The sequence below is a fragment of the Rothia endophytica genome, assembly GCF_928381505.1.
Taxonomy (GTDB): Bacteria; Actinomycetota; Actinomycetes; order Actinomycetales; family Micrococcaceae; genus Rothia; species Rothia endophytica_A.
In genome coordinates, this window is the sequence record NZ_CAKMSJ010000004.1 from 261,632 (window position 1) to 276,206 (window position 14,575).

The window sequence follows — 14,575 nt, forward strand, 5'->3', positions numbered from 1 at the left end:
CCGTGACCCTACCGGTGAGCCCGGTGAGAGTAGCGATACATGCCACCTATCTCAGGAACCGGCTGAGGAGCGGTTATAGTGATGACATGTCTACTCCAACCTCAACCCAACACCGCTCTACCGTCTGGGTGTATTTGTCCTCCGCAGCCCTGTCGATGCTGGGCAATTCCATCGCCGGCATCGTGTGGCCCTGGCTGGTGCTAGAGCGCACCGGTAACCCTGCGGCAGCCGGTATAGTGGCGGCGGCTATCGCGGTTCCCTCCCTGATCTTTGCCTACTTCGGGGGCAACCTGGTAGATACTCTGGGGCGCAAACCGGTTTCGATTTTCTCCGACATCATCTCGGGGCTATCGGTCATCGCAGTCATTGTGGTGGATATGATCTTTGGGCTGGGCATGGCATGGTTCATCATCATCGGCATTTTGGGCGCCGTGGGTGATATTCCCGGTATGAGCGCCCGCGCCGCGCTGGTGGGGGACGTCTCGGCAACCTCCGGCAAAACCGTCGCCCAAATTTCGGGTTGGAACCAAGCCCTGAGCGGCGTCTCCTTCCTAGCAGGCCCCGCGCTCGCCGGTATTTTGATGACCACCCTGCCCATCGAGCAGGTCCTGTGGATTACCGCCGGCTGCTCCCTAGCTGCTGCTGCCTTCACCGCGGCTCTGCGTCTGACGCCGAGCGCCAGCAGGATTCCCGCTGATGAGGGTGAAGAAACCATCGCTGAACAGGCACCCGAAGAAGACCCCTACAAAGGGCTGAAGGGCTGGAAGCTCGCACTGAGCTACCCCATCATGCGCCTGCTGGCACTAGATTCGTTACTGGCTATGGCACTGGTGATGCCCTACCTCATGGTGCTACTACCTGCCCACTTCCAGGGCATCAACCAGCCGGGCCTCTACGGCGCGTCCATGAGCGCCTTTGCGGTGGGCATGATGGCGACCTCAATTATCGCAGGACGCCTGGCCACCTATCCGCGCTGGGCCTGGGTCATCGGAATGATTTTCTACACCCTGGGCTTTGGCTTGATGGGGGCGCTGGGAACCCCCTGGGCGGCAATCGCCGGTATGGCTGTCTCTGGTTTGGGCGGTGGGGTTATGAACCCCCTACAAACAGTGCTGGTCACCGAAACTGTGCCCGAACAGATTCGAGGGCGCTCCTTTAGCGTCTTCATGGCAATTAGCCAGATTGCCGGGCCGGTAGGTCTAGTTGCCACCTCTATGGTGTTGGCTTTCGCGACCATCTACCAGGTCGCCGTCGTACTGGCTGGCCTGTGGGCGGTTTGCGCTATTTATCTCATCATCCGCGGGTTGCAGCTACTGCCGGTGCGGAGCGCCGAGTCATTAGCGGGCACCGCCGATAAGGCTGAAGCTCCTGAAGCCTAGAACCACCTGCGAGGACGCGGGCTAGCGTGGTGCCAGCGCCAGGCGGCGCTTACTGGTGATGGTCAGCGCCTCACCGGTGATGGGGTGGGTAAAGCTCAGCGACCGCGCCAAAAGTTGTAGAGGTAGCTCCGGGTCAGTTTCGGTGTGAGGTAGCACCTCTGGGTAGATAACGTCCCCGATGATGGGTGAGCCAGCCGCCGCCAGGTGCACCCGTAACTGGTGGGTTTTACCGGTGTGAGGCTCAAGGCGATAGTGGGCGAGCTGTGATGGCAGCCCTTCGATGTTGCTCAAAACGTCAAGGACATGTTTTTTCTTCATGCCAGTGGAGTTTTGGCTTACATCGCTGGACGGCCGCCCGGCGTCGGCGTCCTGCGCGGGGTAGCTTGCCAGGCAGATAATCTTCGACTCTGCGTTCAAGCCGGTGAAGGGTCGGTTGGCGCTACGGCGCTTGCGTTTTTCCGCTTTGGTCTCTGGAGCGAGCGGCGGGACGTCCCCCGGCAAGAAATCCACGCCGGTTTGTGCCACTTGCAACTGACCGTGGGCATTATCAATACGGGAGCGCACCGTCATGCTCTCTCCCACTCCCAGCCCGGCGATAGGCGCTGCGATCGCCTCGTAGGTCTTAGACAGAGCACGACGCTCAAACATCGTCTGGAAGGGTGCACGAGCCTCCGGCGTCTTAGCAAAGAGCACCACACCCGCCGTGGCCCGGTCCAGCCGGTGAATAGGGATCAGCAGGGGGTTGTTTTCCCTCACCCGTAGCTTGACCAGCGCCGTATGCGCCACAAAAGACCCGTTAGGGGTGGTGGGCAAAAAGTGGGGCTTATCGATCGCCAGCACCCACTCATCCTCATAGAGCACCGGCATATCAAAAGGAACCGGGCGCTCCTGCCCCAGCTCCCGGTAGTACCAAATCTTCTGCCCCACCAAGGGGGCATCCGGGGCAACCGTGCCTCCCTCAGCGTCCCTGACCTCGCCCCGGTTGAACCGATCCTCAAAGAGCGGGCGGGCATGCGGGTAAAAACGTGCGGCTAGGTAATCCAGAACCGTCGCCGCACCCAGCGTATCGTCCGCAGAATTGGCGGCGTCCGGCAGCACAAAGCTCACGGCGTCGATGCCATTCCGCTGGGGAAGGGGCTGGGGCTTGAGGTGGCGGTTAACTCTGCGCATAGTTACCCATTCTCTCAGCCTTGCGGGGTCCCGGGCGACTTCTTTGGAGGACGGGGGTGGGGCATACTCTCGCCGGCTGACCCTCTTGCCCGGTTCGCTAGCGCTCACGAGGCAATTCACGCCAGCCCCGACCAGCCGGCTTTCGAGCATGCCCCACCCCCCTTCTACAGGAGACCGCGGAAATCCCAGCTTATCTACCCCTCGTACTTCATCAGCTCTTGCACCATGAGGCAGCTTTTCTCGAAGGAGGGCAGGGGGAGGAATTCGTAGATGGAGTGGAAGTTGTGGGCACCGGTGAAGAAGTTGGGGGTGAAGATGCCCTGAGCTGAGAGCCAGGAGCCGTCGGTGCCACCGCGCATAGCCAGCGGCAGGGGCTCCACGCCCAGGCCTTTCATGGTATCCAGCAGCCGGTCGGTTGCCTGCTGGTTTTCCGGGGTCTTGGCGTCCTCGATATTGCTGTAAACATCGGTGATATCCAGTGCGATGGTGGCGCGAGGGTTGGCTTCTGCCAGCTTCTCCGCGATGCTCTGCAATAGTTTCTTCTTTACTGCATAGCCTTCCCGGTCATGGTCGCGGATGCTGATATCTAGGGTGGCGCTTGCCTGGTTGCCGCTGCTGCCATTGACCCAGAGGTAGCCCTCACGCCCCTCGGTATTCTCGGGGGTCTGGGTGCGGTCGAGCTGGGCAATGAAATCTTGGGCAAGCAGAATGGGGTTGAGCAGGTTACCCTTGGCGTTCATAGGGTGGGCAGTAACCCCGGTGATTTCAACATGAGCGTGGCCGGCGTTGAAGGTTGCCTCCACTATTTCACCCAGCTCGCAGGAGTCAAGGGTGTAGGCGTAGTCCACGGGGAAGCGGGCCATATCCATGGTGCGTACACCTGGCAGACTGATTTCTTCATCGGGTACGAAGGAAAGGTGGATGTCGCCGTGGGCTGCCCCTGTGCCGGTACGGTCAGATTCCAAGAGGTGCACGGAGGCTTCCATCACCGAGGCGATGCCAGCCTTATCAATAGTGTGGCTCTTAGGCAAAAGGTGACTAATGAGGTGCGGGTTGCCATAGAGATTCCTTGAGGTGAGTATGTGCATTAAAACGGTCGTTATCTAGAGTCCGGTCAGACGTGGCCATGACGTCCAGCACGCGACTCAGCGGATCGGAAGTCTTCCTGGTGGACGTAGTTATCTTGAGCCGTCTATCAAGCGGCTCGGCCTCGTCACCGTTCCGCAGTCGATGCCCGTGCTCGCCCGAGGGCATGTTCCAGTTGCTTCCGGAGTTGCTGGTTCTCGGTGGTGAGGTCCCGTGCGCGTGCGTTGGCAACTTCGAGGCGGCGTAGCAGGGATGCTTCGGTGGAACGTTGGGGCGCGGGCAGCGGTGAGCCATCCGAGCCGTGCTGAAGGTCGCGGAGCCGTCGAATCTCGGCGCAGATATCGGGCTGGGTGTAGAGCCAGGACCGTGAGACTTGCGCCTTTTGCGCGACGATCTGGAAGGTGACCGCGCCGCCGTCGCGGTCGAGGTTGCGAAGAGCCTGGGTGGCTTTGGTGCGCGTGGTCTCGTGGCGCTGTTGGGCGGCGGCGATCAGGTGATGGCTGTTATCAGCATGCATCAGGTGCTGCTTCGCCGTCTTGGTCGCGTTCCAATGTGGTGATGATCTGATCGAGGTTTCCCAGGACCTGCTGGTTCATCTCGATCAGTCGTTGCTGGCCGCGGGCTTCGGCCGCGGTGATGATCTGCACGACCTGTTGGCGATGCTGCCGGTGCTCGGGCAGGAACTCTGAGGTGGTGATGAACATAGGGCAGCTCAGGCACGCGTTCGCGTGCGGGCAGGACTTCTGGACTGGCAGTCCGCAGAAGCCGTTGGGCAGTGCCTGGGTCGCTCGGCCGACCCGTTGCTTGGCCCAGGCTGCCTCGGCCAATGGTCCGTCGGGGTCGAGGGTGACGGTCTCGCCCTTGATGTTGACCTTCCGTGCGGCTTCCCAGTGCCGGCGGATCGTGATGTCGCTGAGCAGGGCGTAGTGGGCGGTCATGACGTGGGAGTCGTGGTCGAGGATCCGCCGGACTACTTCTTGGGGGACGTCTCTGTTGATCAGCCTGGTGCCCAGGGTGTGCCGGAAGCTGTGCGGGACGACACGAACGGGTTGGCCGTGCTCGTCACGGACGGCGCAGCGCTTGAGCCAACGGTGCAGCGCCTTCCGGTAGACGCCGTCACTGACTGACTCCTGGCCGTCGTCGTTGTGGGTAGCTCGCGGGAAGAGCACCGGCGCACCACCCGGCCAACGCTCCTGAAGGCGGCATCGCTGCGCAGTGATGGCGTCGGCGAGCTCGGCGTCGATGGGCACCAGAGCCTCGCGCTTCATCTTGTGGTTGAGGTAGCGAAGGTAGGGCGCTCCCTCACCGTCGTAGACGATGCAATCGGTCGGCAGGCGGACGGTATCGGTGATGCGCAGCCCACACCCCATCAAGATCTGCGTGATCAGCGTGTAGCTGGGGTTGTTCCACTTGGCGAGGTTGTCCGGGTTCTCCAGCTGGGCCATCACGGTTTCGCTCAGCGCGCGCGGTTGCCGGATGGCTTCCTTGGGGAAGTCCTCGCTGTAGAACATCACCGCCGAGGGAAGAGAGTCATCCCAGCCGTGTTGCCGGATGGTGGTGAAGAACAGATTCAGCTGCCCGATTAGCATGCGGTGTTTCACGGTGCCCGAGCATCGGGCGTGCAGGTGGACGAGGTAGCGTTCCAGCGCCTCCCGGTCCAGCTGTCCCAGCCCCTGGACGGAGGGTGCCGCAGCGGTGAGGAACTGCCCGAAAAAGGTGATCGCCCGGGTGCCCGAGGAGACGCTGACCACTCCGAGTCCCGTGGCCAGGCGCCAGCGGGCCCATCGTTTGGCCAAGGCCTTGAGCCAGGGCTGTGGGATGTCCTCGAAGGTGATCCTGGCCAGGCGTTTGTCCTTGATGCCGAGCTCACGCAGCCGCCAAACATCCCGGCCATACTCCGTGTCCCAACTACTCGTCTGACGGGACGTTCGGCGTCGCTCGCTCCCCGTCCTCGGTAGTTGTTCGGGTATCAGCGCGCTGGGTGTGCTCACAGTTGTACCTCTCTGCCGGTGAACCAGCCAGCTTCCTCCAGCGCGCGGCGGACGTCCTCGGCGCTCAGATGCCCGTAGACGGCGGCAGTAGTGGTGATGTCGGCGTGCCCGAGCAGCTTGGAGACGATCTCGATCGGCACACCGTCACGCAGCATCCGGGTGGCGGCGGTGTGGCGGTACCAGTGCGGGTCGAAGTCGATCCCTGTACGTCGGCGCAGCCGTTTGACCAGGTCGTAAACGGCTGTGTAGGTCAGCGGGTGACCGTGGGGTCGACCCCACAGGTTCACAAAGACGTAGTCGGAGTCCAGATCGCCGTACTCCAGATACAGATAGTCGGAATAGAGCCGGACCAACTCTGTACTCACCGGTACCGTCCGCGGGTTGCGTGACTTGGAGCGTGCACCGTTGCCGTTGACCCGACGCTGGACCGTGATCTGAGACTCGGCCGCAGCGATGTCCTCATGTCGTAGACCCAGCGCCTCCCCGATCCGCATCCCGGTGTCAAAGAGCACGGCGAACAGGAACCGGTCCCGCAGATGGCCACAAGCATCGAGGATCATCTGCGCCTCGGTGGGGGTTAGTACACGCGGGAGCTTGCGCTGCGCGCGAAGCACGATGGCGCGCCGTGGCTGCGGTTTGCCCTTGCTGATGTGGTGCAAGAACGGCTTCCAACCCGAGCTGCGGCCTCCGGTCGGCTGCCAGATCCTCAGCAACTCCCCGAGGTCGATGCCGTGGCGCTCGGCGTGCTGATAGAACGCGCTGAGAGCGGAGAGCTTGCGATTGACGGTCGCTTCAGTGCAGTGGTGTTCCACCGACGGCAGGATTGAAACTGACCCGTCGCGCAGTGTCAGCGGACGGCGCAGCCAGGCGACGAACTCGGCGACGTTCTCCAACCGCACCTCACGCCAGTCCAGGGCCTGAGTGCTGAGGAACTCAAACCAGTCCTTCAAATCGTGGGCGTAGGCCTTGACCGTGTGGGGCGACCGCTCAATCTGGGTCAAGTACGCCAGGTACCGTTCGATCGGAGCCACCGGGGCACCATCATCGCCCAGCACCGTCCATGACTCCACGCCATCGATCGGGGAAAGCACACGCTGTACAAGCATCAGTCCTCCGCGCGGGCCATCATGACAGCGTGCCCGCCGTTCGGGCGATCAGCAAGGGGAAGCTTCTACTTGTCGCACGTGAAGTCGCAATGCGTTAGCGGCGAACCTCGCGGCTTCCGTTGTGCCGAAGGCCACGTGGAAGTCAGTGTTCGACTCGTACTGGTCCGCGAGCCCTCGGATCATGTCAACGGATTTTTCAGTATCGCCTGCGTGGGTGGGGGTTCCAGGAATCTCCTTGAACCATTCCAGATGGACCGATGCGTGCGCTTGTGCGGCCGTGGATTCCACTTCATGGCCTTCTTCTTGGATCTCGCGCCACCGGGCAAGTAGCGCGTCTGCGCGTGCCTTCCAATCTCGCTGCTGTTGCACGGACTTGCGATGCCACCACTGGTTCGAGGCCTCGAAAGCGTCTCGACCCCAACGCTCCACAACCTCAGCCTCGTATCGATCATTGAAGCCCTCGAGCATGACATCCATCCGTGGCTCGCGTCCCTGACGACGCATCGACAGGGTGTGCTTCACTGCGCTGATACGTCGATCCAGCGTCTCGCGTTCCTGAGCAAGCTGATCCAAATGTCCGGTGAGCGCCTCGATTTCCGCATCAGGAGTTGCAGCCCTCTCGAGTGCAGCTGCGATCTCGGCGAGTGGCATGCCCGTTTCGCGCAGGAGAAGAATCCTCTGCAGACGGGCAACCGCGTCGGGGCCGTAGTAGCGATAGCCGTTGGACCCGACGCGGTCCGGGGTGAGCAAGCCAATCTGGTGGTAATGGCGTAACGTGCGGCCACTGATGCCGGCACGCTCTGCGGCCTCGTTCACCGTCCATTCCATGACCTGCCTCCTAACGTGTGGTGTTCTCAGTCTTCTCCATCGAGCCGCAGGCCTAGCAGTGGCGCGGCGACTCGCAGGATTTCATCTACATGTACGGCAACGGACTGCGCAGCAGTAAAACCCGTGGCCTCGAGATACGCGCGCACGAGCCTCGTGCCCGCTGCGTATCCAGCACCGGTCGGGAGACCCACCGGCTCCGCGCCGAAAAGCCGCGCGCTCGCATCACCATGAACCCAGGCCGTGAAGTTCTGCATGCCGGTGACGCTGAGACCCGACGAGACCTTCGCAAGGACTTCGTCATCGTCGCGGACCTGCGCGCTGACGAAATGACTGTACCCACGATCGCCGTAGAGCTCAGCGGCGAACTCGTCAGCGAGCCCCTCTGAGACCACCTGTTCACCAACAGTTACCGTCATCGGATCCCAGACGACACCGCCCGGCGAATACCGCACGTTGTGATGCAGCTCATGAACGGCAATCGCTTCGAGCCGGTCGAGCACCTGAGGAGTCGGCCAGACCGTAATGGTGATGAAGCCGCTGATTCCCCCGAACGCCGACAGTCCCTGAATCTCGTCAACGAAATGTTTGTTGGCGGGATCGCCCAACACGAGCAGAACCTGCAGGTCGGGCACATCGATGCCGGGGTTGATCGCCTCCAACTCCGCAGCGCCTCGTTGGAGTGCCCCGGTGATGCGACTCCATGCGTCTGCTTCAATGAGTTTCTCGACGCCTTGCTCGACCAGCGCGATTGGGTTCTCCCAGTCGAAGCCGAAGTTCTGCCGGTGGACGGTCGCCATATCCACCCCTCCCGGAACGAAGTGGTACATCCCCGCGAGCGGAGACCACATGTCACGGACCAGGTCGGCGCGCGCATCTGGTGCCGCTCGGAGAACTCGGCTCATGGCCGAGGCGCTATCAATCACTGAAATAGTCATGAAACAAACGATAAACATTGCCGTCGCGTTAAGGTCAAAATCAAGACTGCTGGCGGCGACACAGGTGACGCTTTTGCCGGGTGCCGAGCTTTGCCGGGCCGCCCGCGCTGGATTGATCGAGTTGCGCAACACGCCTTGCGAACTTAAACGGAAGCACGGACGGATTTGGGTGTCGACACAGGCGGCAATGTTCGCCGCCTCATGGACACAGACCATGACACGAAACCGCAGGTCAAGACGAGTCGCCGATCCCGGACTCTAGATAACGGTCGATTTTGGGCGGTGCCACTAGTACATCAAGTGCTGTATAGTACATCGCATGATGAACATTGAATCGCGGATCGATGCGATGAACCGGCTTGGCCGTGCCATGGCCGACCCCACCCGGTCGCGCATCCTCCTGTCCTTGCTGCACGAACCCGGATACCCAGCGGAACTTGCCCAGGCCCTAGGACTGAGCCGCGCCAACGTTTCCAACCATCTGACCTGCCTGCGCGGCTGCGGAATTGTCGTGGCGAAAATGGAAGGCCGCAAAACCCGGTACGAAATCACCGATCCTCACCTCACCACCGCCCTGAGCGCCCTGGTTGACATGACGTTGGCCGTCGATGATCAAGTACCTTGCCTGGACTCTTCCTGCCCTGACTGCGCCACCAGCGCCGATCGAGAACACGAGGAGCAAGCATGAGTTCCGCCTGCGGTTGCGACTCACCGGAACCCACCGAAGAATTCGAAGAGGAACTGCCCTGGTGGCGGGATTGGCATGTACTCGTCCCCATAGCCTCAGGCGTTTTCTTCCTCACTGGGCTCGTCCTTGAATGGAGCACCCACGGCGAAAGCACCGCCATCGTGGCCTTGGTGCTGTTTTGGATCGGCCTGCTGCTAGGCGCTTTTACCTTTGTGCCCGGCGCCCTGAGAAACCTGTTCACGAAACGGAAACTCGGCATTGGGCTGCTGATGACCATCAGCGCCACCGGTGCGGTCATCCTCGGCTATGTCGAGGAAGCCGCAGCCCTGGCATTCCTGTATTCCATTGCCGAAGCCCTGGAAGACAAAGCCATGGACAGGGCACGCTCGGGCCTGCGCTCTTTGTTGAAGCTCGTCCCGGAAACGGCCACCGTCATCCGTGACGGCACACAGGTCGTGGTCAGTGCAGCAGAGATCAAGATTGGCGATGCCCTGCGCGTGAAGCCTGGTGAACGCTTGGCAACCGATGGCGTGGTCAGCCAAGGATCAAGCAGCTTAGACACCTCCGCTATCACGGGGGAATCAATTCCCGTGGAAGTAACCGTGGGTGACCAGGTTGCTGCTGGTTCCATCAATTCATCCGGCGCTCTAGTAGTCACTGCAACGGCGAACGGCACGGACAACTCCCTGACCACGTTGGTGAGCCTAGTCGAGCAAGCCCAGTCGGAACGTGGCGAACGGGCACGGCTCGCTGACCGCATTGCCCGCCCGCTGGTTCCCGGTGTCATCGTCCTGGCCGTACTGGTCGCTGTGCTTGGAGCGATCTTCGGCGATCCCGAAACATGGATCACACGCGCACTGATCGTGCTGGTCGCAGCCTCGCCTTGCGCGATGGCCATCGCCGTTCCTGTCACCGTTGTTTCCGCCATCGGAGCTGCCAGCAAGTTCGGTGTCATCATCAAAAGCGGAGCAGCCTTCGAACGGCTTGGTTCCCTGCGCCGCATCGCGGTAGATAAAACTGGAACACTCACACGCAATCAGCCAGTGGTCACGCAAGTCCAGACCGTTGATGATGCGACCCGCGAAGAGGTGCTCGCCGTTGCCGCCGCCCTGGAACAGCACAGCACCCACCCTCTAGCTACGGCCATCACCTCAGCAGTACCCGCGATCCCGGAGGCAACGGCGGTTAACGAAGAGCCAGGACACGGCATTACCGGCGTCCTGGATGGTGTTCAGGTCGGAGTCGGCAGTCCTCGATGGATTGCCCCAGGATCGCTTGCTTCCGCTGTTGAATCCATGGAAGCCTCCGGGCAAACCTGCGTCATGGTCACTCGTGCAGAGCAGGTCATTGGCGTGATCGGCGTGCGCGATGAGCTACGCCCTGAAGCGGCCGAGGCAATTCGAGACCTGCATAACCAGGGAATCGACCTGGTGATGCTCACCGGCGATAACTCCCGTACTGCCCACGCGCTGGCTTCAATCGCCGGCATTGACACCGTTCATGCCGAACTGCGACCTGAAGACAAGGCCCGTGAAATCGCTTCGTCAGTGCAGCAGGTTCCTACAGGGATGATCGGTGACGGGATCAACGATGCCCCTGCCTTGGCTAGCGCTACCGTGGGGATTGCGATGGGCGCTACCGGTGCCGATGCCGCCATAGAATCAGCCGATGTAGCCTTCACCGGCCACGATTTGAGACTGATTCCGCAAGCCTTGTCCCATGCCCGACGGGGCCGGGCGATCATGAATCAGAACATTGTCCTGTCAATGGCGATCATCGTTGTTCTGCTGCCCTTGGCTATTACCGGAGTGCTGGGATTGGCCGCGGTAGTGCTGGTTCACGAGGTCGCAGAAGTCATCGTGATTGCCAACGGACTTCGTGCTGCCCGCGTCCACCGCAAGCAGCTCACACAGCAGCCTGGCAGCGTCCTGCATTAGCGCTGGTTTCGTTGCTGTTGAAGGTAACGGGCACTATTTCCACCAGGAAATTAGCACCCCTCCTTCAACCATTTAGAACCAAGGTGAATCGTGCTGTGCGATGCGCCATTTTTAACGGTGATAAACCGACAATTGAAACTAACAGTCATACGCCGGGGATTCCCGGTTTTTGGTTGCTTGGTCAAGAACGGTCGTTTATGACACATTGAGCGACGGTGCTCAAAAGTAGGCTCATGGAGCTGACTTTATGTGTCAAAAGTCTGTTTCAATACTAGATTGTCTCACAACCTATAAGACGCGGGCGGATGAGGCTATGAGGAAAAGCCCGGCGGGACAACCCCCGGGCACATCTACTAGCCAGTGACCATCACGATGGTCGCCGAGAAGAGCGGAAAAGGCCGCCTGGGAGTCAAAGCGCGGCAGACACAACCAATCAATGCTGCCCTGCCGGCAGACCAGGGCGGCCGTGTGAGTATCGGACAATAATGCGTAGTCCCCCAAGGGTCTGGACACAGGAGCTTTCCCCTTTCCTCAGTGGTGCGCCCAGAGGGAGAAGAAACATCCACCCCGGTGCACCCGCTGCGGTGACAACGACCCATCGCCCGCAGCAGGTGGCAATCGTCACGGTTATCCCTCTTTTTCAGTTTCCTGTCCTCGGGATCAGAAAAAGACGGGCACCTGTCATAGGTCAGTGAGCATCTGCTGCATCTGGGCGATCTCGGCCTCCTGATCTTCAATGACCTGCTCAGCCAGAGCGATGGCCTGCGGGTTCTGGCCATCAGTGACCTCATCGCGGGCCATATCGACCGCGCCCTCATGATGGGCGGTCATCTGCTCCAGGTAGAGGCGGGCAGCCTCGGTGCCCTGGGCTTCCTCAAGGGCTGTTATGTCCTCCTGGCTCATCATCCCGCTCATCCCGCCATGGTCCATCTCACCCATATCACCGGTGACCGGCTGCTGGTCCCAGCCCTCGAGCATGGCGTTCATCCGGTCAATCTCCGGTCCCTGGGCGTCAATAACCCCCTGGGTAAACTCCACGACCTGGGCGGGGATACCCTCCTTGGCCAGGAGCGTCTCACTCATCTCCACGGCTTGCTGGTGATGGGGGATCATCATCTGGGCAAACATGATGTCCGCGTCGTTGTGATCGGCGGAGATCTCCCCGTCCGCCTCAGTCGTCGCCGTGGTGGTCTCGGTCGTCTCAGGGATAGTCGTCGCAGTGCTGGTGGCAGAGGTGGTGGCAGAGGTGGTGGCAGAGGTGGTGGCGTCGGTGGCCTCACCGCAGGCGGCCAGCGCCAGGGTGGAGGCCACGGCGAGAGTGGAAAGAACAAGGGTGCGCTTCATGGTGGAGCCTTTCAGGGTCATATGGGGGCAGCGGAGAGAAGTGGTGGATTAGTGGACGGCGGTGGATGCCGGAGTAGGCGTGGTGTGTTCCTCCTTCGGACTGGTGGGAGCCAGGTGGGTCGGGTCCAGGTCGATCCGGCGTAGCAGCTGGGCGTTGAGGGCGACGATAATCGTGGACAGGGACATCAAGATGGCGGCGGCCGCCGGGGGAAGCAGAATGCCGATAGGGGTGAGCACACCGGCGGCCAGGGGCACGGCCACGATGTTGTAACCGGACGCCCAGATGAGGTTCTGGATCATCTTGCGGTAGCTGGCCTGCGAGAGCTCAATCATCGACAACACTGCCCGGGGATCGTCACTGGCCAGGACCACTCCGGCGGATTCCATCGCCACATCCGTGCCGGCCCCGATGGCGATGCCGACCTCGGCGCGGGCCAGGGCCGGGGCGTCGTTGACACCGTCGCCGACCATGGCCACGCTCAGGCCACGCTCCTGTAACTGGGTGACCTTGGTGTCCTTGTCCTGGGGCAGGACCTCGGCGAAGACCTCATCGATCCCCAGGTCCTGGCCAACCGCCTGGGCCACCTGCTGCGCGTCACCGGTGATCATCGCGACCTTCACCCCGCGGTCCTGCAGGGCTTTCACGGCGGCGCGGGATTCGGGGCGGATCTTGTCCTCGACGGCCACCGCACCGATGATCTGACCGTCGCGGACAATATGGAGCACACCGGCCCCGCGCCCGGTCCAGGCGCTGGTGGTGTCGGTGAGCTCGGCCGGGGTGGTGAGGTTGAACTCGCGCAGCATGTTCGGCCCGCCCACGAGGATCTCAGCGCCATCGACAGTGGCCCGGACCCCCCGGCCGGAGGCGGCGCTGAAACCAGTTGCACGGATTTGCCGACGGGAGGCCTCGGGATGGGCGGCCGCGGCCGCCACGATGGCGCGGGCCACGGGGTGCTCGCTGTCGGCCTCCGCGGCGGCGGCCAGGGCCAGCAGCTCGCCCTCGGTGACGCCGACAGCTGCCGCGACACCGGTGACCGCGTGCTCACCCTTGGTCAGGGTGCCGGTTTTGTCGAAGAGCACCACGTCGATGGTGCGCATCCGCTCGAGCGCCATCCGGTCCTTGATGAGCACCCCGGATTTCGCGGCACGCTCGGTGGAGATCGCAATGACCAGCGGAATCGCCAGGCCCAGGGCGTGCGGACAGGCGATGACCAGCACCGTGACCGTGCGCACCACGGCATCGTCCGGGCTGCCGATGATGGTCCACACCACCGCGGTGATCAGAGCGGAGATCAGCGCGAACCAGAACAACAACGCCGCCGCCCGATCCGCCAGGGCCTGGGCCCGGGAGGAGGACTCCTGGGCGTCGGCAACCATGCGTTGGATCCCGGCCAGGGTGGTGTCCCCGCCGGTAGCCTCCACCCGGATGCGGACGGTGTTGTCGGTGGCCACGGTACCGGCGACCACCTTGTCACCGGTGTCGCGGAAGACGGGACGGGATTCGCCGGTGATCATCGCCTCATCGAATTCGGCGGCTCCGTCGAGGATGGTTCCGTCGGCCGGCACCCGGGCACCGGCCCTTACCAGCACGACGTCGTCGACGACCAGCTCGGAGATGGCCACGGTGCGGGTGGTCCCGTCGATGACTTTCTCGGCCTCATCCGGCAGCAGGGCAGCCAGCGCGTCAAGCGCGGAGGACGCGGCCCCGAGAGCGCGCATCTCCAGCCAGTGGCCCAGCAGCATGATGGTCACCAGCAGGGCCAGCTCCCACCAGAAGTCCAGGTCAAAACCGCCCAGCCCCAGAGTGGTGACCCAGGAGGCGACAAACGCCACGGTGATGGCCATGGCAATCAGGAGCATCATCCCGGGTTGGCGGGATTTCAGTTCCGTCCATCCGCCCTTGAGGAAAGGCGTTCCGCCGTAGACGAAGATAATCGTGCCCAGTACTGGGGGGATCCAGGTGGATCCGGGGAATGCCGGGAGGTGGTAGCCGAGCAGGTGGGCGACCATGGGGCTGAAAATAACGACGGGAATGGACAGAATCAGCGACCACCAGAAGCGGTCCCGAAACATTGCGGTGCTGTGCCCGGCGTGTTCGCCGTGACCATGAA

At 62.1% G+C, this 14,575-nt stretch carries 13 protein-coding genes; 3 read left to right on the forward strand and 10 right to left on the reverse strand.

Annotated elements, in window-relative coordinates:
- Positions 1-86: 86 nt before the first annotated feature.
- Entirely contained in the window at positions 87-1,379 is a 1,293-nt protein-coding gene (locus tag L6990_RS06805; RefSeq protein WP_237203323.1) for an MFS transporter, read from the forward strand.
- A 21-nt stretch (positions 1,380-1,400) separates the two neighbouring features.
- On the opposite strand, the gene L6990_RS06810 is transcribed toward L6990_RS06805, so the two are convergent.
- The 7 genes from L6990_RS06810 to L6990_RS06840 form a co-directional block, all read right to left on the reverse strand.
- Positions 1,401-2,549, reverse strand: a complete 1,149-nt coding sequence (locus tag L6990_RS06810) for a pseudouridine synthase (RefSeq protein WP_237203324.1) — start codon at positions 2,547-2,549, stop codon at positions 1,401-1,403.
- 194 nt (positions 2,550-2,743) lie between these two features.
- Entirely contained in the window at positions 2,744-3,637 is an 894-nt protein-coding gene (locus L6990_RS06815) for a peptidase T (RefSeq protein ID WP_237203325.1), read from the reverse strand.
- 125 nt (positions 3,638-3,762) lie between these two features.
- The gene (locus L6990_RS06820; protein WP_237203326.1) at positions 3,763-4,152 is read right to left on the reverse strand and encodes a DUF6262 family protein; all 390 of its coding nucleotides are present in this window, start codon (positions 4,150-4,152) and stop codon (positions 3,763-3,765) included.
- On the reverse strand, positions 4,142-5,626 hold the full coding sequence (locus L6990_RS06825; protein ID WP_237203327.1) for a tyrosine-type recombinase/integrase: 1,485 nt from the start codon (positions 5,624-5,626) through the stop codon (positions 4,142-4,144). Before L6990_RS06825 ends, L6990_RS06820 begins: the two co-directional genes overlap by 11 nt.
- Positions 5,623-6,732 carry a site-specific integrase gene (locus tag L6990_RS06830; protein ID WP_237203328.1) on the reverse strand — a complete coding sequence of 370 codons (1,110 nt, stop codon included), beginning with the start codon at positions 6,730-6,732 and terminating at the stop codon, positions 5,623-5,625. Before L6990_RS06830 ends, L6990_RS06825 begins: the two co-directional genes overlap by 4 nt.
- A 48-nt stretch (positions 6,733-6,780) precedes the next feature.
- Positions 6,781-7,560, reverse strand: coding sequence for a MerR family transcriptional regulator (locus tag L6990_RS06835; RefSeq protein WP_237203329.1), 780 nt, complete (start codon positions 7,558-7,560; stop codon positions 6,781-6,783).
- 26 nt (positions 7,561-7,586) lie between these two features.
- Complete coding sequence (locus L6990_RS06840) at positions 7,587-8,624, reverse strand: DUF2268 domain-containing protein (RefSeq protein WP_237203330.1); 1,038 nt, start codon at positions 8,622-8,624, stop codon at positions 7,587-7,589.
- A 190-nt stretch (positions 8,625-8,814) separates the two neighbouring features.
- Here L6990_RS06840 and cmtR point away from each other — a divergent pair, with 190 nt between their 5' ends.
- Together cmtR and L6990_RS06850 are read left to right on the forward strand one after the other, a co-directional pair.
- Positions 8,815-9,183, forward strand: a complete 369-nt coding sequence (cmtR, locus tag L6990_RS06845) for a Cd(II)/Pb(II)-sensing metalloregulatory transcriptional regulator CmtR (RefSeq protein ID WP_237203331.1) — start codon at positions 8,815-8,817, stop codon at positions 9,181-9,183.
- Positions 9,180-11,120 carry a heavy metal translocating P-type ATPase gene (locus tag L6990_RS06850; RefSeq protein WP_237203332.1) on the forward strand — a complete coding sequence of 647 codons (1,941 nt, stop codon included), beginning with the start codon at positions 9,180-9,182 and terminating at the stop codon, positions 11,118-11,120. The genes cmtR and L6990_RS06850 overlap by 4 nt, the downstream gene beginning before the upstream one ends.
- Before the next feature lie 288 nt (positions 11,121-11,408).
- On the opposite strand, the gene L6990_RS06855 is transcribed toward L6990_RS06850, so the two are convergent.
- The 3 genes from L6990_RS06855 to L6990_RS06865 form a co-directional block, all read right to left on the reverse strand.
- Positions 11,409-11,633 (reverse strand): trehalase-like domain-containing protein, encoded by a 225-nt coding sequence (locus L6990_RS06855; protein WP_440480487.1) that lies wholly within the window; start codon positions 11,631-11,633, stop codon positions 11,409-11,411.
- 168 nt (positions 11,634-11,801) lie between these two features.
- Entirely contained in the window at positions 11,802-12,464 is a 663-nt protein-coding gene (locus L6990_RS06860; protein WP_237203333.1) for a DUF305 domain-containing protein, read from the reverse strand.
- Positions 12,465-12,512: 48 nt separating this feature from the next.
- Positions 12,513-14,537 (reverse strand): copper-translocating P-type ATPase, encoded by a 2,025-nt coding sequence (locus L6990_RS06865; protein WP_237203385.1) that lies wholly within the window; start codon positions 14,535-14,537, stop codon positions 12,513-12,515.
- Positions 14,538-14,575 lie beyond the last annotated feature (38 nt).

Excerpts from the sequence above, each read along its gene's own strand:
- L6990_RS06805 (WP_237203323.1), top strand. The coding sequence starts at position 87 with ATGTCTACTCCAACCTCAACCCAACACCGCTCTACCGTCTGGGTGTAT.
- L6990_RS06810 (WP_237203324.1), bottom strand. The coding sequence starts at position 2,549 with ATGCGCAGAGTTAACCGCCACCTCAAGCCCCAGCCCCTTCCCCAGCGG.
- L6990_RS06815 (WP_237203325.1), bottom strand. The coding sequence starts at position 3,637 with ATGCACATACTCACCTCAAGGAATCTCTATGGCAACCCGCACCTCATT.
- L6990_RS06820 (WP_237203326.1), bottom strand. The coding sequence starts at position 4,152 with ATGCATGCTGATAACAGCCATCACCTGATCGCCGCCGCCCAACAGCGC.
- L6990_RS06830 (WP_237203328.1), bottom strand. The coding sequence starts at position 6,732 with ATGCTTGTACAGCGTGTGCTTTCCCCGATCGATGGCGTGGAGTCATGG.
- L6990_RS06835 (WP_237203329.1), bottom strand. The coding sequence starts at position 7,560 with ATGGAATGGACGGTGAACGAGGCCGCAGAGCGTGCCGGCATCAGTGGC.
- cmtR (WP_237203331.1), top strand. The coding sequence starts at position 8,815 with ATGATGAACATTGAATCGCGGATCGATGCGATGAACCGGCTTGGCCGT.
- L6990_RS06850 (WP_237203332.1), top strand. The coding sequence starts at position 9,180 with ATGAGTTCCGCCTGCGGTTGCGACTCACCGGAACCCACCGAAGAATTC.
- L6990_RS06860 (WP_237203333.1), bottom strand. The coding sequence starts at position 12,464 with ATGAAGCGCACCCTTGTTCTTTCCACTCTCGCCGTGGCCTCCACCCTG.
- L6990_RS06865 (WP_237203385.1), bottom strand. The coding sequence starts at position 14,537 with ATGTTTCGGGACCGCTTCTGGTGGTCGCTGATTCTGTCCATTCCCGTC.